At 38.8% G+C, this 25,632-nt stretch carries 14 protein-coding genes; all 14 read left to right on the top strand.

Annotation, left to right across the window (positions count from 1 at the left end):
- Positions 1 to 84 precede the first annotated feature (84 nt).
- Positions 85 to 1,566: a class A beta-lactamase-related serine hydrolase gene (locus QM524_RS18250; protein WP_283345656.1), complete on the top strand. Its 1,482-nt coding sequence runs from the start codon at positions 85 to 87 to the stop codon at positions 1,564 to 1,566.
- Between the two features lie 298 nt (positions 1,567 to 1,864).
- Positions 1,865 to 4,390: an L-rhamnose mutarotase gene (locus tag QM524_RS18245; protein WP_283345655.1), complete on the top strand. Its 2,526-nt coding sequence runs from the start codon at positions 1,865 to 1,867 to the stop codon at positions 4,388 to 4,390.
- A 35-nt stretch (positions 4,391 to 4,425) separates the two neighbouring features.
- Positions 4,426 to 5,487 carry a Gfo/Idh/MocA family protein gene (locus QM524_RS18240; protein ID WP_283345654.1) on the top strand — a complete coding sequence of 354 codons (1,062 nt, stop codon included), beginning with the start codon at positions 4,426 to 4,428 and terminating at the stop codon, positions 5,485 to 5,487.
- A gap of 137 nt (positions 5,488 to 5,624) precedes the next feature.
- On the top strand, positions 5,625 to 8,369 hold the full coding sequence (locus tag QM524_RS18235; RefSeq protein ID WP_283345653.1) for an alpha-L-rhamnosidase: 2,745 nt from the start codon (positions 5,625 to 5,627) through the stop codon (positions 8,367 to 8,369).
- Positions 8,370 to 8,458: 89 nt separating this feature from the next.
- The gene (locus tag QM524_RS18230; RefSeq protein ID WP_283345652.1) at positions 8,459 to 9,586 is read left to right on the top strand and encodes a sialidase family protein; all 1,128 of its coding nucleotides are present in this window, start codon (positions 8,459 to 8,461) and stop codon (positions 9,584 to 9,586) included.
- Positions 9,587 to 9,609: 23 nt separating this feature from the next.
- On the top strand, positions 9,610 to 10,764 hold the full coding sequence (locus QM524_RS18225) for an iron-containing alcohol dehydrogenase (RefSeq protein WP_283345651.1): 1,155 nt from the start codon (positions 9,610 to 9,612) through the stop codon (positions 10,762 to 10,764).
- A gap of 211 nt (positions 10,765 to 10,975) precedes the next feature.
- Positions 10,976 to 11,896, top strand: a complete 921-nt coding sequence (locus tag QM524_RS18220; protein WP_283345650.1) for a dihydrodipicolinate synthase family protein — start codon at positions 10,976 to 10,978, stop codon at positions 11,894 to 11,896.
- Between the two features lie 187 nt (positions 11,897 to 12,083).
- Positions 12,084 to 13,112 carry a 4-hydroxythreonine-4-phosphate dehydrogenase PdxA gene (gene pdxA, locus QM524_RS18215; protein ID WP_283345649.1) on the top strand — a complete coding sequence of 343 codons (1,029 nt, stop codon included), beginning with the start codon at positions 12,084 to 12,086 and terminating at the stop codon, positions 13,110 to 13,112.
- 204 nt (positions 13,113 to 13,316) lie between these two features.
- Entirely contained in the window at positions 13,317 to 14,483 is a 1,167-nt protein-coding gene (locus QM524_RS18210) for a four-carbon acid sugar kinase family protein (protein WP_283345648.1), read from the top strand.
- 19 nt (positions 14,484 to 14,502) lie between these two features.
- On the top strand, positions 14,503 to 16,053 hold the full coding sequence (locus tag QM524_RS18205) for a sodium:solute symporter (protein ID WP_166550775.1): 1,551 nt from the start codon (positions 14,503 to 14,505) through the stop codon (positions 16,051 to 16,053).
- A gap of 31 nt (positions 16,054 to 16,084) precedes the next feature.
- Positions 16,085 to 18,865: a glycoside hydrolase family 95 protein gene (locus QM524_RS18200; protein WP_283345647.1), complete on the top strand. Its 2,781-nt coding sequence runs from the start codon at positions 16,085 to 16,087 to the stop codon at positions 18,863 to 18,865.
- A gap of 391 nt (positions 18,866 to 19,256) precedes the next feature.
- Positions 19,257 to 22,739 carry a malectin domain-containing carbohydrate-binding protein gene (locus QM524_RS18195; RefSeq protein ID WP_283345646.1) on the top strand — a complete coding sequence of 1,161 codons (3,483 nt, stop codon included), beginning with the start codon at positions 19,257 to 19,259 and terminating at the stop codon, positions 22,737 to 22,739.
- A 166-nt stretch (positions 22,740 to 22,905) separates the two neighbouring features.
- The gene (locus QM524_RS18190; RefSeq protein ID WP_283345645.1) at positions 22,906 to 24,468 is read left to right on the top strand and encodes a sodium:solute symporter; all 1,563 of its coding nucleotides are present in this window, start codon (positions 22,906 to 22,908) and stop codon (positions 24,466 to 24,468) included.
- Between the two features lie 33 nt (positions 24,469 to 24,501).
- The gene (locus QM524_RS18185; RefSeq protein WP_283345644.1) at positions 24,502 to 25,434 is read left to right on the top strand and encodes a dihydrodipicolinate synthase family protein; all 933 of its coding nucleotides are present in this window, start codon (positions 24,502 to 24,504) and stop codon (positions 25,432 to 25,434) included.
- Positions 25,435 to 25,632: the final 198 nt, after the last annotated feature.

Here is a 25,632-nt window from a genome sequence, read left to right as displayed (position 1 = left end):
CGCCAGTCATCATTTTCTTTGTTATTGCTGGATAAAAATCGAACAATTTACCTACCTCAATCATTTATTAATCCCTCTTTAAAAATGAAAAAAATCTTTTTTTACCTATTTATTCTTGTAAGTAATACCTCCATCGCACAAGTCAGTCGAGATACTGAACTTTACAAAAGCATTATGAAACAAGACAGTCTATTGTTTAATGTAGGCTTTAATACTTGCGATATTTCACAATTTGAGCGTTTGTTGAGTGACAAATTTGAGTTTTTCCATGATGTCGACAGTATTTCGTATAAGCCTCAATTTTTACAAAATATCAAAAAAGGATTATGCAAAACTCCCGATACCTATCAATCTCGTCGAGCATTGGTAGAAGAAAGTACTGAGGTTTACCCATTGTATAAAAACAAAGTTTTGTATGGCGCTATCCAACATGGTGTGCATAAGTTTTATGAAAAAATAGCTGGAAAAGAAGAGCGATTTGCCAGTACTGCCAAGTTTACGCATGTTTGGCTACTCGAAAATGGCGCATGGAAATTAGCTCGTGGACTCAGCTTTGACCATCAGCAAAAAGATATTCCTTTTCAATCTGCATCTACTTTTGACAATATTCCTGATATAGAAAAATGGTTACAAGAAAACAACGTTCCCACGCTGGGAATCGGCGTGATAAATGCTGGCAAAATTCAAGATATTAAAGTTTATGGAACTCTGAAAAAAGGCGTTACAGCTCCCTACAATACCATTTTCAATGTTGCCTCTTTGACTAAACCTGTCACAGCAATGGTAACGCTCAAACTCGTAAGCCAAGGAAAATGGAATTTGGACGAACCCATTTATAAATACTGGACAGACCCCGATGTTGCCAAAGACCCTAATAGCAAAATTTTGACCACAAGACATTTACTGAGTCATCAAAGCGGATTTAAAAATTGGCGTTTTATTAATCCTGACAACAAACTTCATTTTGATTTTACGCCTGGAACCAAATATCATTATTCGGGTGAAGGATTTGAGTACTTGAAAAAAGCCTTGGAACATAAATTTCATAAAAGCTTAGAACAACTAGCGCAAGAACTCATTTTTACGCCTTTACAAATGACCCAAACCCAACTAGTTTGGAATAACAAAATTGATATTTCAAGATATGCAATCGGCTACAACAAAGAAGGCGAAGCTTATCCCATTGAAAAAAATACTAAAGCCAGTGCTGCCGATAACCTGCTTACGACGATTGAAGACTATAGCAAATTTATGCTAAGTATCATGAAAGGAGAGGGGCTGAGTCAGACCGTATTCGAGGATATGATTAAAACGCAGGTAGTCACCAAAAAAGGAAAACATTTTGGTTTGGGCATGGAAATCTATGAACTCGATAAGGGAGAATACGCCATTTCGCACGGAGGAGCCGACAAAGGTTGTCAAACGATTATGTTTATTCTTCCCAAAACCCAACAAGGTCTAGTCATTTTTACGAATGTAGATGATGGCTATAAAGTTTATGAGAAAATTCTTTTTCACTATTTAGGAGAAAAAGGTAGAAAAATCTTCGAGATAGAAACGAAATAAACCTTCACCTCGTAGAGATACTAAAACAGGTATCTCTACGAGGATAAAATCATATTTTTCTGTAAAAATCAGGAATATCCCACCTATAGCCCCAAAGCTAAAAGCCCCCAAAACAACACCTGAGCACTTTTGTACAAAGTTGACCAAACATTTCAAATAAGTAAATAAAAGCACCTATATCTACGGCAAAATTGTATAATACATTGAGAAAATGATACAAATAAGACCCTACACTGTAGGCTATCTTTGTGATTCAATCATTCTCATTTTTTCAATTACCTCAGCGTACTAATTGCCAATGAAAAATAGCACTGGTAAGATATTTTTGCTCCTTTGTTGTACTTTTTTTGTACTTTGTTCAAATTGTTTTGGACAAATATCCGAAGTATGGGTATCTTCCACGGGTTCGGACAGTAACATTGGTACCAAAGAACAGCCCCTTGCTAGCCCTTCAATGGCACTAAGAAAGGTGCGTGAGCTGAGAAGATTGCATCAAACCGACCCTTCAAAATCTGTACATATTTATCTTAGCTCAGGTAAATACTTTTTGGAAGAACCTATCAATATTAGACCCGAAGATTCAGGTATATCTAATAACCCCACCATCCTCGAAGCAGCACCACAAGCACAAGTTTCTATTAGCGGTGGCAAAGCTATTATCAACTGGAAATTGCTAAAAGAGAATCTTCTTTTTTTACCACAAAAAGCAAAAGGAAAAATTTGGGTGGCCGATCTGCCTGAAGGCATGCAATTGGGCGTCCGTCAACTGTGGGTCAACGGGAAAAAGGCGACTCGTGCCAAAAATACAACTGGCATTGAGATGCACCGTATCCTTTCTTGGAATAAAAAAGAACAAACTTGTTGGATTCCTGCACCCAAAGAAGCGCATTTGGAACAAGCAAAAGGATTGGAATTCTTTATCCATCAGTGGTGGGAAATTGCACAATTGCGAGTAAAAAAAATAGATGTGCAAGGAGATAGCGCCAAACTTACTTTCTTCCATCCCGAAAGTCGTATTCAATCAGAACACCCTTGGCCAGCGCCTTGGATTTCGAAAGAGACAGGCAATTCTGCTTTTTATTTATGCAATGCTTTACAGTTTTTGGATGAGGCTGGCGAGTATTATTGTGATCCTGTTGCACAGAGAATCTACTATTTCCCTTTCGCCAATGAGAATATGCTTCAATCAGAAGTAATTGCTTCTCATTTGGAAACTTTAGTTCGTATAGAAGGAACACCCGAAAAACCTGTACAACATTTTCATATTCAAAATATTAACTTCGAGCATACCGCCTACTGGCGACCAGCTACGCACGGACACGTGGCGCACCAAACGGGTATGCCTATGACCGATGCTTACAAATTAAAAATTGCAGGAACGCCAGAAAAGCAAACGCTCGAAAATCAGGCTTGGATTATTCGTCCGATGGCAGCGGTTAGTATCAACCATAGTCAAAATATTCATATTCAAAACTGTCAATTTACCCATACTGCCTCTACAGGCTTGGATTTGTACAAAGGAGTTAGCCAAAGTTCAGTGACTGGTAATGTGTTCAAAGACCTTGGGGGCAATGGTATTTTGGTGGGCAATTTTTCTGATGAAGCTACCGAAATACATTTACCTTATAATCCTACAGACCTACGAGAAGTTAGTCATCATATCCAAATTTCAAATAATCTTATTACCGATGCTACCAACGAAGATTGGGGAAGCGTTGGAATAGGTGTGGGCTTTGCGCATGATATCCAAATTACACATAATGACATTTCAAATGTACACTATTCTGGTATCAGTGTAGGTTGGGGATGGACACGTCATGTTACTGTTTTAAAAAATAATCTTGTAAAGGCTAATAAAATTCGCCTTTATGGTAAAAATATGTACGATGTCGCTGGTATCTATACGCTTTCGGCACAGCCCAACACGCAAATCATTGAGAATGTAATAGATAGCATTTATCGTGCTCCGTATGCGCATATTCCTAGTCACTGGTTTTACCTCTATACCGACGAAGGTTCCTCATTTATGACTATTCGAGAAAACTGGACGGCTTCGACCAAATACTTACAAAATGCGAATGGTCCAGCCAATACATGGGAAAATAACGGTCCTAGCGTAGCAGATAGTATTTATCAAAAAGCTGGTTTAGAGCCACAATTCCAATCTCTTTTACGTTTCGCCAATCCCTATGATGCTCGCTACGACATCAATATCGAAAAGCCTGTGATAGTCGAATTGGTCTCAGCTCAAGGAAAAACGCTTGACAGAGAAAAACTAAAAATCATTCTGGGGAAAAGTAAAATCAGTACTTCGTCCGTCTATCAATGGCAAAATCATACGGTCATTTTTGATAAAGTGCAAGATGTGTATTTACTCCAAGATCGCCTCAAAAATGCTTTTCCTGAGGTAAAAATCAAGACCTATCATGATTTATTCTATGAGTTTAATCGTGAAAAATGTGGAGAAAAGAAAAAAGAAGGAGCTTGGAAACATATTTTGCTAACTGCTAATATGGTGGCTGACCCAAGCAAACAAAAAGCGTATTTAGACGCTCACGCTACACAGTTCGAAAAGTGGCCTGAAGTGTCAAAAGGCTTTTGTAAGGCTGATTTTCAACAACTTTTATTATTCAAAAATGGTCGCCAGCTCATGCTTGTAATTAGCATTCCTGCTGAAGCTGATTTTGAAAAACTCAATCCACGCACTACCCTCGACAATCCAAGGGTAAATGATTGGAACAAAGCCATGAAAGATTATCAAGAAGGTTTGGAAGATGCACCCAAAGACGATACTTGGGAGTTTTTGAAACCTCTCGAATTTTAAGAAATAAAGTCATTTAACAATATTTAGTCAAAACCATGTTAAGAATCGGCATTTTAGGACTGGGAGAAGGACGAAGCACTATGTCTGCTGCGCTTGCGAGTTCAAAGTTAGAATTAGTAAAAATATGTGATTTACGCTTAGAGCTTTGCCAGCAACGTGCCAAAGAGTTTGATTTTCAGTCTTATACGACCAATTTTCAAGAATTACTCGACGACGAAAGTATCGATATTATTGCCATTTATACCCCTGACAAATGGCATGCTACGCACGTAAAGCAAGCGCTCTTACACGGCAAGCATGTAGTATGTACAAAGCCATTTATCGACAATTTGGCCGATGCCAAAGAGCTTATAGAATTATCCGAAAAAACAGGGAAAAAGGTATTTGTTGGTCAAAGTTCACGCTTTTTTGAACCTATGAAAAAGCAAAGAGCAGACTACGAAAAAGGTCTGATCGGTGACCTTATTACCATCGAAGGCTATTATCATGCTGATCACCGTTGGTTTTTAGAAAAAGGCTGGTCATTGGAATCTGCATTCAAATGGTTATATGGCGGTTTGAGTCACCCTGTAGATTTTATTCGTTGGTATTTGCCAAATATCGAAGAGGTGATGGGTTATGGTATGTTGAGTGCTAATGGCTTGAAAGGCGGACTCAAAAACCCTGATACTATGCACTTTATTTTTAAAGCGACCGACGGACGTATTGCTCGGGTAAGTGGCTGTTATACAGGTCCTGTGCAACCAGTAGTGCGCGATAGCGAAATGAGTTGTATTCTGCGTGGAACAGAAGGCTGTAGCCAAGCCGATTACATGGATTTGAGATATGCTGTGACGACCAATACAGGCGAAGAAATCGTACAAACTTGGGAACATAAACTAAAGCATTATTTCAGATTTGAAGGTAAAAGTCACCACGCTGGCGAATATCAAAACTATCTAGAATACTTTGTTGATTGCCTAGAAAACGGACAAATAGCCTATCCAGATGTGAGAGAAGGTATCGGCACAGTAGCGCTATTACAAGCAATGGATCGTTCATTATCGACTGGTCAGCCCGTAAAAGTTGCTGACCTTTTGGCAGAATTTAACTTGTAGGGTACCAGCCGTTATTAGTTAATAGTGTATCTGTTAATGGATATGATCCTCAATTGGAAGGAAGCTATCAACATATCTCACAGGTATCTTATCTATCTAATATTTCCTCTACTGATGTTTGATAAAATAGTAAAACCATGAAACACTATTTCTTACTACTGGCTTTATTGGGATTGCTTTTTTCTAGCTTTAGAAAAGACGAAAAGGTGATTACTGTTGAAAAAGTCCGTTGTGAATTTTTACAAAATCCTGAAGGTATCGATGTCGTACAACCACGTTTGAGTTGGCAAATCAATACCAACCAAAGAGCAGTCAATCAGACAGCTTATCAAATCTTGGTGGCTTCTAGTCAAGAGTTATTGGCGCAAAACCAAGGTGATTTATGGGATTCTGGAAAAATCAATTCAGACGAAACGATTCAGGTACGCTATGCAGGAAAAGCCCTCAAAAGTCGTAGTAAGTGTTTTTGGAAAGTAAAAGTTTGGACCAATAAAGGAGAGTCAAATTGGTCTGAAACAGCATCTTTTAGTATTGGTTTAATCAATTATGTAGATTGGAAAGGACGTTGGATTGGCTTAGACCGCTCATTCGCATGGGATAACGAAGGGCAGTTTTCACGCTTGTCGGCTCGCTATTTCAGAAAAGATTTTACAGTAAAGAAAAAACTTAAAAGTGCTACTGTCTATATCATCGGCTTGGGTCTTTATGAGTTATATCTCAATGGTCAAAAAGTTGGTAATCAGGTATTAGCACCTGTTCCGACGGATTACAACAAAGGAGTCAAATACAATACTTTTGATGTAACAAATTTGTTGCAACAAGGTGCCAATGCAGTGGGGTCAATTTTGGGAAATGGTCGTTATTACACGATGCGCCAAGATTACAAACCTTATAAAATCAAAACATTCGGTTATCCTAAAATGCTTTTCAACCTCGACTTGGTTTATGAAGATGGCAGTCGCGAAACTATCGTCAGCGATGATACGTGGAAAGTAACTGCCGATGGACCAATTCGTTGCAATAATGAATATGACGGAGAAGAATACGATGCTACCAAAGAGTTAGGCAAATGGAGCCAATCTGGCTACGTAGATACTTCATGGCTCAAGGCGCAATTGGTACAAGAACCAGGCGGCGACCACGAAGCACAAATGACTGCAAACATGAAGGTTATGCAGACCATCAAACCTGTTTCACTCAAAAAACTCAATGCTCAAACCTATATTTTGGATATGGGTCAAAACATGGCAGGCTGGTTACGCCTAAGTGTTCAGGGAAAAAAAGGTCAAAAAGTTACCCTTCGTTTTGCCGAAAGTCTGCAAGCAGATGGAAGTTTATATGTGCGAAATCTTCGTGATGCCAAAGTAACCGATATCTACACGCTCAAAGGAGAAGGTACAGAAACTTGGGAGCCTCGTTTTGTCTATCATGGTTTTAGATATGTTGAGATTACAGGTTTTCCAACAGAACCAAAGCTTGAGCAATTTGATGGAAGAGTGGTATACGACGACATGAGTGATGCGGGTAAATTCCAAAGTTCGAATACTACGCTCAATCAAATCTTTACCAACGCTTATTGGGGAATTCGTAGCAATTACAAAGGTATGCCAGTGGATTGCCCACAACGCAACGAGCGCCAGCCATGGCTGGGAGACCGTACAACAGGGGCTTATGGAGAAAGCTATTTGTTTGATAATCATACCCTTTATGCCAAATGGCTAGATGATATAGAGCAAAGCCAAAAAGCCGATGGAAGTATCCCCGACGTAGCCCCTAGTTTTTGGAGATACTATGGCGACAATGTTACGTGGCCAGCTACCTATATCACGATTGCAGATATGCTCTACCAGCAATTTGGAGATGCTGAACCTATCAAAAAGCATTACCCATCTATGAAAAAATGGGCAATGTATATGGCTGAAAAGTATACCGAAAACGGACTAATCACCAAAGATAAATACGGAGATTGGTGTGTGCCACCCGAATCAAAAGAGTTGATTCATGCCAAAGATGAAAGTAGATTGACTGATGGCAAATTGTTAGCTACAGCCACTTACATTCGTGTGTTGCAACTCATGCAAAAATTTGCTCAAACTACTGATAATCTGAAAGATGTAGCATCTTTTTCAAAGATGGAAACAGATTATAAAAATGCCTTTAACCAAGCATTTTTGAAGGCCTCAAACTACAGCAATGGAACTGTAACTGCCAATTTGTTGCCCTTGGTTTACGACATAGTTTCAGCGGAAGAAAAAACTAAGGTTGCAGAGAATTTAATCCAAACTATTGTACAAAAAAACAACAGCCATATCAGCACAGGCGTCATTGGTACACAATGGCTCATGCGAGGATTAAGTAATCTCGAAAAAGGAGATTTGGCATATACGATAGCGACGCAAAAAGATTACCCAAGTTGGGGTTATATGGTCGAAAATGGCGCCACAACGATTTGGGAATTATGGAATGGCAATACCGCCAACCCCGAAATGAACTCAGCCAATCATGTGATGTTATTAGGTGATTTGTTGATTTGGTATTACCAGCATTTGGCAGGTATTAAATCTAGAGAAACCGCATACAAATACATTGAGTTAAAATCAGATTTTCCAAAAGGATTGAATCAAGTACAAGCAAGTTATCAGTCAATACGAGGAACGATTGAATCCCAATGGAAAAAAGAAGGTAACACCACCACTTGGCAAGTCAGAGTACCTGCCAATAGCAAAGCCATTATTTATATTCCTTCCCCTGATTATCAAAACATTACAGAGGGAGGGAAGGCAATTTCTCAATATAAAGAAATCAAAATTATGGGATTGAGCCGAGCATATACGATACTAGAAATTGGTTCTGGCTCTTACTCATTCGAATTTAAAATATAGGAATAGAGTACAAGGCCAGAGACTCAGTTTTATACTTTTCACTTTGTGCCTATGTGCCTTGGTCACTGTTTCAAAGTAAAAAAGCATTTATGAAAAAATTACTCATAGGATTTATCTCATGCACACTGGCATTGCCCTTCACATCGGAAGCTCAAGTTTGGAAAAAGGGGCTTCTTGTGGATGAATTTGTAGTGGAAAATCCACCTTTCCCAGAAAGTCATGCCGCTACACTTGCTGAAACACCCACAGGATTAGTTTCGGCATGGTTTGGTGGTACCAAAGAACGCAATCCAGATGTTTGTATTTGGGTAAGTCGCCAAGAGAATGGCAAATGGCAAGCACCACAAAATGTTGCTAATGGCATCGTCAACGACACTTTGCGTTATGCTTGTTGGAATCCAGTTTTGTACCAAATTCCTAATGGTGAACTTTTACTGTTTTATAAAATAGGCCCTAGTCCTGCCAAATGGAAAGGTTGGTTAAAAACCTCTGCCGATGGCGGAAAAACTTGGTCAGAGGCAAGAGCTTTACCAGAAGGATATATCGGTCCTGTGAAAAACAAGCCTGTATTACTATCCAATGGCAACTTATTTTGCCCAAGTAGTACCGAAGGTTCATTAGGCTGGCGCTTGCATTTTGAAGTGACCAAAGACGGTGGCAAAACATGGAGACAAGTAGGACCTATCCAAGGAGATAAAGATACGCAAGGAATCCAACCAAGCATTTTAGATCATGGAAAAGGCAAATTGCAAATTTTAGCACGAAGCAGAAATAGAGCCATTTTGACCTCTTGGTCGTATGACAATGGAGAAACTTGGACTCCTTTAGCAAAAAGTAATTTGCCCAATAACAACTCAGGTACAGATGCCCTAACAGCCTCAAATGGAAAACATTATTTGATTTATAATCACGTATTGCCTCCTGGAGATTTGGCAAAAGGGCCAAGAACTCCCCTGAATTTATCGATTTCAAATGATGGGATCAATTGGTCTGCCGCTTTGATTGTAGAAGATTCTCCTATTAGTCAATATTCCTATCCATCTATTATTCAAACCAAAGATGGATTGTTGCATGTGATTTACACATGGCGTAGACAAAAAATTAAACATGCTGTTATAAACCCCAAAAAACTTAAAATCGTAAAAATTACTGATGGAAAATGGCCTTTTGTAAAAGGTTATACTGCTCCGCAAGGAGGCGAAATTACCAAAGACTAATCCTCAGAAATACCTTAATTAATATGAATACGCTTCAAAATGTAAGTATTTATTTTCCGAATAAATTGGTATTTGGTAGCGGTGTTATCAACCAAATCGCCGAAGAATTAAGCGGATATAATGCCCAAAAAGTTTTATTAGTTACAATAGAACCTATCCTAAAAGCCTTAGAACCGCTTTTAGCAGATATAAAAGCTCGACAAATCGAAGTACAGATTGATACCAGTATTGTTCAAGAACCTTCTTTCGAAGATTTTTTTACATTGATGAAAAAAGTAGAGCCATTCAATCCCGACGTAGTACTTGGTATTGGCGGTGGAAGTGTGCTCGATATAGCCAAATTGGTAGCAGCTCAGCTTGGCAATCCTCAAGAACTAAGAGAATATGTTGGCATTGGGTTGTTAAAACAAAGAGCCAAAAAGTTGATTTGTGCACCAGCCACCGCAGGAACAGGAAGTGAGGTTTCACCTAATGCTATTTTGGTAGATAATCTTGACAATCAGAAAAAAGGCATTATTAGTCCTTATCTAGTTCCAGATGCCGTATATGCCGACCCTTTGTTAACGGTAAGTGTGCCAGCAAGTATCACAGCAGCCACAGGGCTTGACGCCCTTACCCATTGTTTGGAAGCCTACACCAACAAGTTTGCCAATTTGTTTATCGATATGTATGCTTATGAAGGAATGAAGTTGATTGGAGCGCATATTGTCGAAGCGGTACAAAATGGCAATAACGAGCACGCCAGAGTACAGGTAGCTATGGGCAGTTTACTTGGAGGTTTTTGTTTAGGACCTGTCAACACGGCTGGGGTACATGCCTTGTCTTATCCTTTGGGAAGTTTATATCACTTACCACATGGTTTGTCAAATGCACTTTTGCTACCCTATATAATGGAATACAATCTTGTGGCAGCACCCGAACGATATGCCAAAGTAGCGGAAGCACTTGGTTGCGAACCCGTGGCGAATTCGCTCGAAATGGCAAAGTCTGGCGTAGCCAAAGTGCGAGAACTTATCAAGGCTTGTGGTATTCCTGCTACTTTACGTGAGGTAGGCGTGGCACGTGAAAAAATTCCACAAATGGCGAAGGATGCCCTAAAAATTCAACGGTTATTGAAAAATAATCCAAGACCAATTGAGGAGTCTGACGCTATTCAAATTTTTGAAGCTGCCTTCTAAACTCCTATTTAGGACTGTACGAAGGAATATAATACCTATCCATTTCGGATATCGGATGTTGGATTTCGGAAGTGTAATCTACTATTTTTTGTAAAAAATAAAGGTATTTTATTTCCGAAATCATAAATCCCAAGTCTGAAATAGTTTGAAAATCTCCCAATCATAAATCCTTAAATCAACTGTTCTCCATGAACACGATATAAACTACCCCATGAGTATTCAAAAAAAATATAGCGGAATAGTGGTACCAGCGGTAACGCCTCTGACTGAAAGCTTTCAGTTGGACCACGGTGCAGTCGAAAGCATGTTCGATAATTTTTACCGTAACCATGTTTTACCTTTTATTCTTGGAACTACTGGCGAATCAGCATCTTTACCTTTTGAATTAAAGACGGACTATGTCAGACAAGCAGGGAAAAATAAACAAAAAGGAACCATATTATATGCTGGTATTGCCTCGAATTGCCTCGAAGAATCGATAGAACTAACCAAAATTAGCGAACAAGCAGGAGTAGATGTGGTAGCAGCCACTTTGCCCTCTTATTACGCACTGACTGAAAGTCAGATGAAACGATATTTTGAACAATTAGCCGACGCTATTCCTTTGCCATTAATCATTTATAATATTCCTGCAACAACCCATAGTTCTGTTCCTCTACAAATCATTGACGAATTGAGCTATCACAGCAATATTATTGGTTTAAAGGACTCTGAAAGAAATGTAGAACGCCTTCATAAATCCCTTCATTTGTGGAAAGATAGACCAGACTTCAGTCATTTTATGGGTTGGGCAGCCAAATCAGCAGAAGCGATGTTGTTAGGCAGTGATGGTATTATTCCAAGTACTGGAAACTTTATTCCTAGCATTTATCATGAAATGCAAGAAGCTGTCCGTCAGAATGATTCAACCAAAGCGCTGCGCATGCAAGAGCTTTCGGATTTGTATGGAAGTCTGTACCAAAAAGGTCGTACACTTGGCGAATCGCTTTGGGCTTTAAAAGCATTGATGTCAACGCACCAGCTTTGCCAGCCAATTGTAATGCCTCCATTACAAGGTTCTTCGCAAGAAGATCTATTGCAATTAAAAGAGGCTTACGCACAAGCGCTAGAGAGTTTAGCATTGTCGGAGTAGCACTAGGCACAAGGCAACAGGCACAAGGCAAAGAGTGTTAAAAAGTTTTTAACGACCACGCACATGCATTTTTCCCATAGCCCACCGCCGAAAGCCGATACCTGAAAGCTTAAAGCACAATCTTAAACTTTATCTGGTGTACTAACTTAAATCACAATTCAACATTAAAAATTCTGCATTAGTACTTATGTCAGCATTACCAATTATCGGAATCACCATGGGGGATCCAGCCAGTATTGGACCCGAAATCGCTATAAAAGCCTTATTAGATCAGAGTATTTATCAAACTTGTCGCCCATTGTTGGTAGGTAGCGCCAATGTTTTTAGTCATATCATCAATTTATTAGGTCTCGAAGCTACGATTAATCCTATTAAATCAGTAAAAGAGGCGCAGTTCCAATTTGGACAAATTGATGTTTATGACTTGGACAATGTGGATATGGAAACTTTACGTTTTGGCGAAATATCAGCCATGTGCGGAGAGGCCTCTTTTCAAGCGGTAAAAACCGTTATTGAACTAGCCTTAGCCAATGAAATCGACGCAACCGTAACTGGACCTATCAACAAAAAGTCTATCAACGAGGCAGGTCATCATTTTGCGGGACATACCGAAATTTATGCGCATTACACCAATACCAAAAAATATGCCATGCTTTTGGTAGAAGATAAACTAAAAGTAATTCATGTATCCACACACGTATCCTTGCGCCAAGCTTGTGATTTAGTAAAAAAAGAACGCATTCTACAAGTAACAGAATTGCTTCATACAGGTATGAAACGTTTGGGTGAAACCAATATGCGAATCGGTATTGCAGGGCTAAATCCGCATGCTGGCGACTCAGGATTGTTCGGAACAGAAGAAGCTGAAGACATTGCGCCAGCAGTAGAAGAAGCTTTGCGTTTGGGCTATGAAGTAGAGGGTCCTGTTCCGCCAGATACCTTATTTACCAAAGCAGCAACTGGATATTATGGTGGAGTAGTAGCGATGTATCACGACCAAGGACATATTCCTTTCAAACTTACTGGTTTTACATGGAATGCCGAAAAAGGTCAAATGGATAGCGTAAAAGGCGTAAACATCACGCTAGGTTTACCTATTATCCGTACATCGGTAGACCATGGAACGGCTTTCGAAATTGCAGGAAACGGCATCGCCAGTCCTGACGCTATGACTTTGGCTATCGAAAGTGCTATTCAATTGAGTAAGAATAAGTAAAAAATAAGGGACAAAGGCACAAAGTTCTTTCCTCTATCCCTTTAACACTTTTAATCATTTTCTAAGAGTATTTATTGTACGAAAGATTGTAAGAACTATCTATTTCGGAAGTAAAGTAAAAAATAAAGGTATTTTACTTCCGAAATCAGAAATCCCAAATCTGAAATAGTAAAAAATCCTTCATACCGTTCTAATTTTCTAACTATGATTCTTGTCATTGCTGACGACCTCACTGGAGCTGCCGAAATAGCTGGAATTGGATTGAGATATGGGCTCAAAGTAAGAGTTTGTACAGAAATTATTCAAGAAGTAACAGAGGATTTACTGGTCATTTCGGCAGACACACGTTCTCTGACTGAAAATCAAGCAGTTACCAAAGTTGAGTATCTGATTAAAAGCAGTCAACAGTATAAGCCAAGTTTGATTTATAAAAAGATTGATTCTGTACTACGCGGTCATGTTTTGGCTGAAATTAAGGCGATTCAAGATTTTCTTGTTCAAAAAAACTGCCTGATTGTGCCTACAAATCCATCGATGGGACGTAGAATACAGGATGGAAAATATTATGTAGGTGATAAATTAGCGCATGAAACCGCTTTTGCTCATGACCCTGAGTTTCCGATTCAGAGCAGTGAGGTAATTAATATGCTTCGTGCCAAACCTACTGATCAGGTTCGTATATTGGCACAACCAATTTTACCATTACAAGGAATAACGGTCGCTGAAGTTACACAGAAAGAAGATTTGACAAAATGGGCCTCACAATGGGCAAAAATTGACCTATTGGTCGGCGGAGCAGAGTTCTTTGCCTCAATTTTGTCAAATTTAGGGTATAATCCTGTTGAAAAAATCTTTTCTCCTCAACAAACAGCGCTTAATTGTCTGTACGTTAGTGGAACGACTTTTAGTGATAGTGTAGAAAAAATACAAAACCATGCCAGTCATACGGGGGGCGTTTGCTATTTACCTCAGGAATTAGTCAGTCAGCCCATTGACTCAGAAGAATTTAACCAATCATTAAATCGTTGGGCAAGCGAAATCATTCAATGCTTCAAACAACATCAGGTAGTCATTATTGCTATTGAAAAACAGTTGGATACGACCAAAATAACGCCCGCTGAATTAGCTAAATTAATAGCTAAAGTTGTCAAAAAAGTATGGAATCAAGTACATTTAGCAGAAATACTCATCGAAGGAGGTGCTACGTCAGCCGCTATTTTGGCAGAAATTCCTTTACAAAACTTTCTTCCTACCGAAGAATTTGCTCAAGGAGTAATTCGTATGCAAAGCCTCGAGCGTCCGAGTACCTATTTAACACTCAAACCAGGAAGTTACGCATGGCCACAAGCCGTAACGTATGCTCAACTGTAGAAAACATTACCACCAACCAATGAACCATACATTACATGCCATTGACTATGGCATTATTTTGTTTTTTTTAGGATTGACGTTATACTTCGGTTTTATTTTCGCCAACAAACAAAAAACAACTCAAAATTATTTTCTTGCTAAAGGTAAAGTACCTTCTTGGGCGATTGGTATGTCCTTGCTGGCTACTCTTATCAGTAGTGTAACTTTTTTGGGATACCCAGGCGAAGGTTATTCTTCCAACTGGATTTTATTGGTACAAGGCTTGATGGTTCCCATTGTTTTATTAGGAACAATATGGTTTATCGTGCCTATTTTCAGAAAAGTCATAGGACTCAGTACCTACGAATATTTCGAGAAACGCTTCGGACGTTTTGCTCGTTACTATAGCTCTTCTTCATTTATCCTTCGTCAATTTTCGGGTATGGGAACAGTATTGTTCCTGATGGCAATTGCTTTGGGTAATCTTACTGGACAATCGCCTTTGTTAATCATGTTGGTGATTGGGGGGATTATCATTTTGGTTAATCTCAAAGGTGGTATCGAGGCCGTTATTTGGCTCGATGTATTCCAAGGTTTTATGTTGTTGGCTAGTGGTATTACTTGTCTGGTCGTTTTACTATATTCTATCAAAGGTGGTTTTTCGGAAGCATGGCAAATTGCCTCTAGCAAAGGTCATACAGGCTTTGGACCTTATGAATTAGATTTAAGCAAATTGACTTTTATCGTGATGGTCATCAATGGTAGTTTTTATGCTATTCAAAAATATGGAACAGACCAAACTGTTGTTCAGCGATATCTAACCGCCAAAACTGACCGCCAAGCTATCAGAGCTTCACTTATGGGTATTTTCTTAACCGTACCTGTTTGGATGATGTTTATGTTTATCGGAACGCTACTTTTTGTATTTTACCAACAAAATCCACTTCCTGAAAAGGTACAAGCTGACGCTGTATTTCCTTATTTCATGATGACTCAATTACCAACTGGTGTAGTAGGTTTTATACTTTCTGCCCTAATATCAGCGGCTATTTGTAGCTTAAGTGCCGACCTCAATTCATTGGCTGCAGTAGGCGTGGAAGATTATTATAAAGTATTGCGTCCCAACCAAAGCGATGAAAGTTATCTGAAAGCCAGTAAATGGATTGTTGTTCTTTCTGGAGTCATTACCCTTCTTATTGGCGCCCTATATCTGAGCACTGGAAGCGAAGGTGTACTTGGAATAGTGTTCACATTATACGCAATATTTTCAGGGGGAATTGTTGGTATTTTCTTGTTAGGTTTACTCAGTAGTCGTGCCAATACACAAGGCGTAAATATTGGTATTTTTGTCTGTATTCTTTTTACTGCCTATGCTTTTTTGACATCTACTCAAATTGGATTAGGAGACCAAAAATCATTATTATTAGACCTAGGAGCGTATAATTTCCCACACCATAAACTCATGTTGGGCGTTTATAGTCACCTGATTGTGATTGTAGTAGGATATGTGGCAAGTCTATTTTTTCCAGCACCTAACTGCGATAGAAATTTATTGCTAAAAGGTTGGTTTGAGGATAGAAAGAAAAAGTAATACTATAATCAATTCTCTGAACTTAAAGCTTATGAAAAAGCTATCTTTCTTGCTTTTGGGTGTATTTTTTGCCCATATTCTTAGTGCTCAAAATTATCAATTATGGTACGATAAACCTGCTCAGAAATGGACAGATGCTTTACCATTAGGCAATGGACGCATTGGTGCAATGGTTTTTGGAAATCCTTCCCAAGAACATATTCAATTCAATGAAGAAACGCTTTGGACTGGAGAGCCTCGTGAGTATAATCGAAAAGATGCCTATCAATATTTGGGGCAAATTCGCCAGTTATTGCAAGAAGGAAAGCAAAAAGAAGCAGAAGCTTTAGCAGAAAAGCAGTTTATGGGACTCAAAAGCCATGAAAGCAAACGAGAAACTTGGATTGCAGATATGTTGGCATTGAAAGGAATATCTGGAAATCCTTCACAAATAAACTTTGATGACTCTTCATGGAAAACGATGACTGTGCCATCCTATGAAGGCTGGGAAGCTATTGGATATGAGGGCTTAGACGGAGCCGTATGGTTTAGAACAACCATAGATATTCCAGTAGGTTGGGAAAATCAATCCTTGATTTTGGATTTGAATCGCATCAGAGATTATGATTATACCTATATCAACGGAAAACTGCTTGGAAGTTCTCAACATACAGAAGGGCGCAAATATCCAATTCCTGCCAATACTTTACACGTAGGGAAAAACTTGATAGCCATTCAGGTATTGAACTTTTCTGATAAAGGCGGTATTGCTGGCTACAAAGATACCTCTCGACATATCGGCATATATCCTGTGGGTCAAGAGGACAAAAAAATCTCTTTGAATGGTCAATGGAAATACTTTATCCAAAGCGATGAAGCTCCAGTCGTTGGCAAATATCAAGCAGATTACCAACCATTTGGTGATTTATATATCAATCTTCTGCATGGAAAAGAATATCAAAACTATCGTCGCTCTCTTAATTTAGCAACTGCCGAAACTCAAACAGAATATACGGTTGATAATGTGGTTTTCAAAAGAGAATATCTGGTAAGTCAACCTCATCAGGTGCTAGCAGTGAGACTATCTGCAAACAAAACTCATCAAATCAACTTAGAGAGTTTTTTAACAAGTCCACACAAAAACTATAGCTTTAAATCTCTCGGAAATAATACGTGGGAGTTGTCGGTAAAAGTTCGAAATGGCGGATTGTTTGGAAAAGCCTATTTACAAATCCAACAAAAAAATGGCTCTGTAGAAGAGAATGCTGGGAAAATCGAGATTAAAGGAGCCGATGAAGTAATTTTTTACCTGACCGCCGCTACTAATTTTATCAATTATCAAAATATTTCAGGAAACCCTCAAAAACGTTGCGAGGAAGTTTTTAGCAAACTAAAAGGAATATCTTACGAGCAAATTCGAAAGGCACATCAAGCTGAGTATCAAAAATATTACAACCGTTTTGCCATCGAGTTAGGTCAGGATGCCAAAAGTCATTTACCAACGGATGTTCGTTTGGCGAATTTTGGTAAAGACAATGACCCATCTTTCGCAGCATTATATGTACAATACGGACGCTATTTATTGATTTCGGCTTCACGTGCAGGAACACAACCTTCTAATTTACAAGGTATTTGGAATGATTTGTTGGCTCCACCTTGGGGAAGTAAGTACACTACCAATATCAATGCCGAAATGAACTATTGGCCTGCGGGTGTTTTGAATCTTATTCCTACTCAACAACCTCTGATACAAATGATTACAGATTTGTATAAAGCTGGTCAAACTACCGCAAAAAATTATTATAATGCTCGTGGTTGGGTGGTTCATCACAATACAGATTTATGGCGAGGAACAGCCCCAATCAATGCCTCAAACCACGGTATTTGGGTGAGTGGTGCAGGATGGTTGAGTCAGCATTTGTGGGAACATTATCAGTACACACAGGATAAAGAGTTTTTAAGAAAAACGGCTTATCCAATCATGAAATCAGCTTCAGAATTTTTTGTAGATTTTTTGGTAAAAGATCCTAAAACAGGTTGGCTTATCAGTACGCCTTCTAATTCACCAGAACAAGGCGGATTGGTAGCTGGACCAAGTATGGATCATCAGATTATCAGAGAGTTATATAAGAATACGATTAAAGCCTCGCAAATTTTAGGGCTAGACAATGCCTTTGCTGATACACTAAGCCAACAATACAAACAAATAGCGCCCAATCAAATTGGCAAGCATGGGCAATTGCAGGAATGGCTACAAGATTTGGACGATCCCAAAAATAATCACCGCCATGTTTCACACCTTTGGGGCGTACACCCAGGACATGATATTGGTTGGGACATCGACTCGACGATGATGAAAGCCGCTCGACAATCACTTATTTATCGTGGTGACGAAGGTACAGGTTGGAGTTTGGCTTGGAAAATTAATTTCTGGGCTAGATTTCATGATGGCGAGCACGCTTTACAATTAGTCAAAATGTTGCTCAGACCTGCCACAAGTGCAGGCGGTTCATACCTAAACCTATTCGATGCTCATCCGCCATTTCAAATAGATGGCAATTTTGGAGGTGCAGCGGGTATTGCCGAAATGCTTATCCAAAGTCAAACAGATATTATTGAACTATTACCTGCTTTACCCAAAGACTGGTCAGAGGGGAAAGTAAAAGGAATTCAGGCTAGGGGAGGGTATATCTTGAGCTATGCTTGGAAAAATGGCAAAATCACAGAATTGAACATTACAAGTAAAGAGGCTACTACCTGCAAAATAAGAATTAATCAGGTTGTACATACCCTCAAGCTACAGTCTAATAAGCCCTACCATATCGAATTTTAATCCTTTCTAGTCAATAAGTAGGAAAACGTTATTAGTTAATAGTATATTGGTTATTTGAAGATATTCATAATCAAAAGGTTATAGTCAAATTTTGCCTCATATTTACTATTAATTTAATCTTTCCTACCACTTAAGTATTAGTGCTGAATTATGAGTTGTGAATTGTGAGTGTAAAATTTTAATTATCAACGCTTTACATCTTTGATAAATTGAATATTATTTTGCACGGTTACTTACTTCTGAAACTTACTGTTAACACGAGATATTTCCATAAAAGTATCTCGTGTTAATTTTCTACAATACTTTGAAAAAATCTTACCGAAAACACCACTTTCAGCTCCCTATTTTTGTACAATAATTCTGATAAAATTCATTTTACCGATATTTACCTATGTTCACCAGAAGAAGGTATTGTACAATCTTGATATTCTTTCTAGGATTCTTCTTTTCTGCAAAAGCACAAAGACAAGATATTTCCCTCAATGACAACTGGCTTACCACCGTTCATGAATCCAATATTCATGCGTATGATGGCTTTGAAAAAAGTACGTTTTCGACCCAATCATGGAAATCTGTACAAGTACCTCACAACTGGGATCAATATGAAGGTTATCGCCGTTTGACACATGGCAACAAACATGGGTATGCATGGTATCGGAAAAGTTTTACTGTCAACTCTACTAATAAAAACAAGCGCTATTTCCTTTATTTTGAGGGTGTTGGTTCCTATGCGACTATTTGGCTCAACGGCAAGCTATTGGGTACTCATGCAGGCGGACGTACTACTTTTCAACTAGATGCCTCGAATTATATTTTACTCAATAATCAAGAAAATACTTTGGCAGTACGTGCCGACCATCCTGCTGAAATTCAAGATTTGCCTTGGGTTTGTGGTGGATGCAGCACCGAACGAGGTTTTTCAGAAGGCTCACAACCCATGGGAATTTTTCGACCAGTACATTTATTGATTACTGAGCCTATTCGCATCGCTCCTTTTGGCATTCATATTTGGAATGATACCACAGTTTCTGCTCAAAAAGCTCAACTTTATGGCTCGGTAGAAATACAAAATCTCAGCAATAAGCAAGCATCTATAAAAGTCCTTCAAGAATTAAGAAATCAAGATAACCAACTGATTATCAGCAACAATAATACGATTTATCTTTCAGAAAAAACTACACAGATCATTCCTATTGCCTTCCCAAGTATTACCAATCCTAAACTTTGGTCGCCAGAACAGCCCTATTTGTATCAAATGGTGACGAAAATTTATGAAAATGGAAAACTACTAGATATCCAACAGACCTCTTATGGTATCCGATTTATCAAATGGTTAAAAAAGCCGAATGGACAAAAGCAATTATTAGTAAACGGTAAACCATTCTTTATCAATGGTATAGCAGAATACGAGCATTTATTGGGTAACAGTCATGCTTTCAGTCCAGAGCAAATCAAGACTAGAGTTGAAATGGTGAAAGCGGCTGGTTTCAACGCCTTTCGTGACGCACATCAGCCACATAATTTGCGCTACCAAGAATATTGGGATAAAGATGGGATTCTATGGTGGCCACAAATGGCAGCACATATTTGGTATGACACGCCAGCTTTTCGAGAAAATTTTAAGACACTTTTAAAAGACTGGATAAAAGAGCGCAGAAACAGTCCATCCGTTATACTTTGGGGACTCGAAAATGAAAGTACCCTTCCCGAAGATTTTGCCAAAGAATGTACCCAAATTATTCGTGAACTCGATCCAACGGCTTCTACACAGCGCTTGGTAACCACCTGCAACGGAGGAAAAGGCACCGATTGGGATGTGCCTCAAAACTGGACAGGAACTTATGGTGGAGATCCCGCAAAATATGCAGAAGATCTTGAAAGACAGGTTCTTGTTGGAGAATATGGCGCTTGGAGAACGGTAGATTTGCACCAAGAAAAACCTATGGCAGGAACATTCAGCGAAGAAGCGATTGGCGAATTAATGCAACTAAAACTTCGCTTAGCTGAAGCCGCCAAACAAAATTCCGTAGGACATTTCTTCTGGTTATTGACCTCTCACGATAACCCAGGACGGGTTCAAAGTGGCGAAGCATTGCGTGAATTAGACAGAATCGGACCTGTCAATTACAAAGGCTTATTAACCCCATGGGAAGAGCCCGCCGATATATTCTATTTATTTAGAGCAACTTATGCCCCAGCCAAAACCCAACCGATGGTCTATATCGTTTCTCACACTTGGCCTGATCGTTGGACTCAAACGGGCATAAAATCAGGGATAAAAGTCTATTCCAATTGTGAGGAAGTCGAATTATTTAATGACCTAAATATTTCTCTAGGAAAACAAAAAAGAGGAAAAGAAGGCGTATTCATCTGGAATAATGTCCCGATTCAATATAACATGTTGATTGCCAAAGGCTTTGTCAATGGGAAGTCTGTGGCAGAAGATATGGTGCAATTGCATCATTTGCCAATGGCACCTGCTTGGTCTGCCCAAAAACAACAAACGAAAAATCTTGTAGTCAATAGCCCACAAAAACACTACGTCTACCGTGTCAATTGTGGGGGAGATTCCTATACAGACAAAAACAAATCTTTATGGCTAGCAGACCAAGCAAAAACACCTCAAAATCAATGGGGATATATTTCGTGGGCAAATGATTTTGAGGGTATTCCTAAAGCTTATGCAAGTCAAAGGAGAACCTTTGACCCGATCACAAATACCACCGACGATGAACTGTTTCAGAGTTTTAGATATGGGCGAGATAAACTTTCCTATCAATTTACCCTACCAGATGGTCAATACGAAGTGGAATTATATTTTATCGAGCCTTGGCATGGCACAGGCGGGGGCGACTATTCGGGGTGGCGTTTGTTTGATGTGGCATTTAATGGAAATACCGTCCTCAAAAATTTGGATATCTGGAAAGAAGTAGGGCATGATGCAGTGTTGAAAAAAACAATTCCATTTCAAGTAAAAGGAGGAAAACTGAACATTTCTTTCCCTCAAATAGCCTCGGGACAAGCCATTATTTCGGCTATTGCTATTGCTAGTACTGAGAAGAAAAATACATTTACAGCAAATTCAAACACCCTGATTACATCAACAAAAACCATTAAAACTTGGCTAGATACTGGCAAACCACTTTTTAAAGATTCACATGAAAACTATGTGAGCTTGCCAGCCGTATTATACGGAGCAGAATATCTATTTTCTGAAAAAAATGAAAAATTGTACAAACTTGCTCTGAATGAAATAGGAGATATTTATGTCGGAATAGATTCTTCGAAGGCCTTACCAAAGACTTTAGAGGCATTTGAAAATACCCAAAGTTATATTCAAAGTACCCAAAAAGTATATCGAGTTTTTAAGAAAAGAGTTCAAGCCAACACAGAAGTGGCGTTAGATTTCAACACGTTTGAGGCAGAAGCACTTGTTTTTGCCTTGCCAGCAAGTAGTTTGCAACCACCTTTTGATTTAAAAACTACGACAACCTACAAGGCTGCAGAAGCCAAAGGAATAGGAGAGGGGATTCAAAAAATGGCTTTTTTAGGCAAAGAACGCATGAGTATTGTCAAAAAAGGGCAAAATGCAATTCAATGGACTATCTCTACGGGAGTCGCAGATACGTATTCATTAACCATCAAATATCATAATCCCAGCTCGGAAACAGTCTATGGTAAACTAAGCATTAGTCTGGTAGATGGCACCATCATCAAGAACAAAGAAACGATTGCATTAGTACCAACCAAAGCAGGCAAATGGAACTATGTAAGTACCACAACAGGCACGATGATTAATGCAGGAAAATATCATGTAGTACTAGAATTAGATCAAGTTGGAGAACTGCACTTAGACACCTTGGACGTCCAATAGTATTTATGATAATATTGTACAATTTAATATAAAAATACTATAAATTTTACTAGATAAAGTACTATAATTTTGTATCAGCCTCCAAGGGAAGTTTGAGAAAAAGAAGCGCGGAGCGTTAGTGACATAGTGAGACCTTTTAACTTTATGAAAATAATCTCAATACACTATGAACCACCAAAGCTTACCGCTTGTGGATATCTCTCTGATTATCATCTATTTATTAGGAATGATAGCAGTAGGATATCATTTTTCGAAAAAGAATCAGAATACAGAACAATTTACTAAGGCATCGGGTAGTATACCGGGCTGGGCAATAGGCGCCTCAATCTATGCCACTTTTTTAAGTAGTAATACTTTTCTGGGTGTTCCGGGTAAGGCTTATTCAGGCAATTGGAATGCTTTTGTATTTAGTTTGTCTATGCCTTTGGCGGCTTGGGTAGCTTCCAAATATTTTATACCATTTTATCGAGGAACAGGTGAGATTTCAGCCTATACCAATCTCGAAAAAAGATTTGGAGCTTGGGCAAGAACATACGCTGTCATTTGCTTTTTGCTAACACAACTAGCCCGAATGGGGTCTATTTTTTTCGGTATAGCACTCAGTCTACAAGCACTAACTGGCTATTCGATGGAAACGATTATGTGGGTGATGGGTATTTGTATCATCGTATATACCGTCTTGGGAGGCATAGAGGCTGTGATTTGGACAGAAGTAGCACAGGCATTTATCAAAACTTTTGGTGCTTTACTGATTTTATTTCTCATCGTAAAGGATATGCCTGAGGGCTCAAAACAAGTTATCGAAATAGGTAACTTAAAAAATAAATTTAGCCTAGGCTCCATGAATTGGGATTTTACCAGTTCAACTTTTTGGGTGGTTTTGTTTTATGGCTTTTTGATAAATCTGAATAACTTCGGCATGGACCAAAATTATATTCAGCGCTATCACACCACAACCTCTGAAACTGAAGCTCGAAAATCATTATGGATGTGCGTTTGGATGTATATTCCAGCATCCTTACTTTTTTTTATTATTGGTTCGAGCTTGTATGCCTACTATGAGGTTCATCCTGAATTATTGAATCAGCTCAAATTGGAAGTTGTCAAAGCCAAATTTCCCAATCTGAGTTCTTCTGAGTTAATAGCTCAAGCGGCTCAACTCAAAGTAGAAGATTATGGCGATAAGGTAATGCCACATTTTATGGTTCACAAAATCCCAGTTGGATTGATGGGACTCATTATCTCGGCATTGTTGTCTGCAGCTATGAGTACCATTAGCTCTGGTATGAATGCCTCAGCCACAGTGTTTTCAATAGACATTTACCAACGATATTTTGTCAAAGATATAAGCGACAAAAGTAGCTTACGTATATTACATACGTCAACGGTTATTTTTGGCTTTTTAGGACTAGCTTCGGGTATGGCTATGATTGGTGTCAAAAGCATTTTAGATATATGGTGGCAACTATCGGGTCTATTTGCCGCAGGTATGTTAGGTTTATTTTTACTAGGATTATTTAGTAAAAAGGCAACTAATCAGGCAGCCATTATTGCTACACTAATAGGATTAGTGGTTATTTGTTGGGTTACATTCTCTGACATCTTACCAGCGGAATATGATGGATTAAAAAGTCATTTACATAAAAATATGAGCATTGTACTTGGTACAGTTACCCTATTCATCTCAGGAGTGATTGTCACTAAATTAATGGCTAAAAACGACTCATAATCAAGACATTAGCTTTTCAATTCCTCTACAGTTATGATTACTACCAAAAAAGGATTTATTCCAGTAATGTTAACGCCATTCCATGAAAATGGCGAGATAGATTTCGAAGGTCTTGGTCGACTGACAGAGTTTTATGTAGAAGCTGGAGCAAGTGGTCTATTTGCCAATTGTTTGTCTAGTGAAATGTTTGAACTTACTGAAAATGAACGCCTTCAAGTAATCAAACAAACTATAAAAAGTGCATCAGGATTACCTGTAGTAGCCACAGGAAGTTTTGGCAATAGCTTACAAGAGCAAGCAGATTTTGTCAAAAAAGTATATGATACTGGCGCTGATTCAGTGATTATCTTGGCAAACGCCATTGCCGAAAGTCATGAGTCTGACGAAGTTTTTGAAGACAAAATGATGCAATTGTTGTCATTAACGGAAAACATTCCCCTAGGGCTTTACGAATGTCCTGTACCTTATAAGCGTTTGGTTTCAGCGGATATATTGTCGAGGCTAAGTCGCACAGGAAGAGTTATTTATCATAAAGATACCTGCTTGGATATTGAGCAAATCAAGGCTAAAATCAAAGCTACAGAAGGGCAAAATTTTGGACTTTATGATGCTTATATGGTTCATGCTGTGGATTCACTAAAAGCAGGAAGTGCAGGATTATCCTGTATTCAAGGCAATTATTTTCCCGAGCTAATAGTCTGGTTATGTGACAACTACAACAAAGAGGAGCTTTTGGAGGAAATCCAAAAAGTACAGGACTTTTTAGTAAAACAAATGGATGTGATGCACCATGTTTATCCAACTGTTTCTAAGTTCTTTTTACAGAAAAGAAAATTTCCAATTTCGACATTCACACGACGTAACGTAGGGAAGATAAGCCCTTCCGTCGCCAGCGATATTGAGACTTTGTATCTGGCATACAAGGACTTACAGGATACTATACCTTTACAGGAGATAGTTTGTTAATTAATTTGGGATGGAATCCCCCGCAATAGTTTTACTAGCGGGGGATTTTTTTGGGCTATGAGGATTGAATAATTGTGAGTTAGTGCTGCACGAAGGATTCTAAAACTGTCTATTTCGGATGTATAATCTTCTATATTTTATGAAAAACAAAGGTATTTTGTTTTATTTCCGAAATCAGAAATCCCAAATCTGAAATAG

This window comes from Flectobacillus roseus (assembly GCF_030056595.1).
Lineage (GTDB): Bacteria > Bacteroidota > Bacteroidia > Cytophagales > Spirosomataceae > Flectobacillus > Flectobacillus roseus.
This window is presented reverse-complemented; position numbering and strand designations above follow the sequence as displayed.

What these genes read in the sequence shown, in the direction of transcription:
- QM524_RS18205 (WP_166550775.1), top strand. Translation starts at nt 14,503, where the DNA reads ATGAACCATACATTACATGCCATTGACTATGGCATTATTTTGTTTTTT.
- QM524_RS18220 (WP_283345650.1), top strand. Translation starts at nt 10,976, where the DNA reads ATGAGTATTCAAAAAAAATATAGCGGAATAGTGGTACCAGCGGTAACG.
- QM524_RS18185 (WP_283345644.1), top strand. Translation starts at nt 24,502, where the DNA reads ATGATTACTACCAAAAAAGGATTTATTCCAGTAATGTTAACGCCATTC.
- pdxA (WP_283345649.1), top strand. Translation starts at nt 12,084, where the DNA reads ATGTCAGCATTACCAATTATCGGAATCACCATGGGGGATCCAGCCAGT.
- QM524_RS18190 (WP_283345645.1), top strand. Translation starts at nt 22,906, where the DNA reads ATGAACCACCAAAGCTTACCGCTTGTGGATATCTCTCTGATTATCATC.
- QM524_RS18230 (WP_283345652.1), top strand. Translation starts at nt 8,459, where the DNA reads ATGAAAAAATTACTCATAGGATTTATCTCATGCACACTGGCATTGCCC.
- QM524_RS18200 (WP_283345647.1), top strand. Translation starts at nt 16,085, where the DNA reads ATGAAAAAGCTATCTTTCTTGCTTTTGGGTGTATTTTTTGCCCATATT.
- QM524_RS18195 (WP_283345646.1), top strand. Translation starts at nt 19,257, where the DNA reads ATGTTCACCAGAAGAAGGTATTGTACAATCTTGATATTCTTTCTAGGA.
- QM524_RS18210 (WP_283345648.1), top strand. Translation starts at nt 13,317, where the DNA reads ATGATTCTTGTCATTGCTGACGACCTCACTGGAGCTGCCGAAATAGCT.
- QM524_RS18225 (WP_283345651.1), top strand. Translation starts at nt 9,610, where the DNA reads ATGAATACGCTTCAAAATGTAAGTATTTATTTTCCGAATAAATTGGTA.
- QM524_RS18235 (WP_283345653.1), top strand. Translation starts at nt 5,625, where the DNA reads ATGAAACACTATTTCTTACTACTGGCTTTATTGGGATTGCTTTTTTCT.
- QM524_RS18250 (WP_283345656.1), top strand. Translation starts at nt 85, where the DNA reads ATGAAAAAAATCTTTTTTTACCTATTTATTCTTGTAAGTAATACCTCC.
- QM524_RS18240 (WP_283345654.1), top strand. Translation starts at nt 4,426, where the DNA reads ATGTTAAGAATCGGCATTTTAGGACTGGGAGAAGGACGAAGCACTATG.
- QM524_RS18245 (WP_283345655.1), top strand. Translation starts at nt 1,865, where the DNA reads ATGAAAAATAGCACTGGTAAGATATTTTTGCTCCTTTGTTGTACTTTT.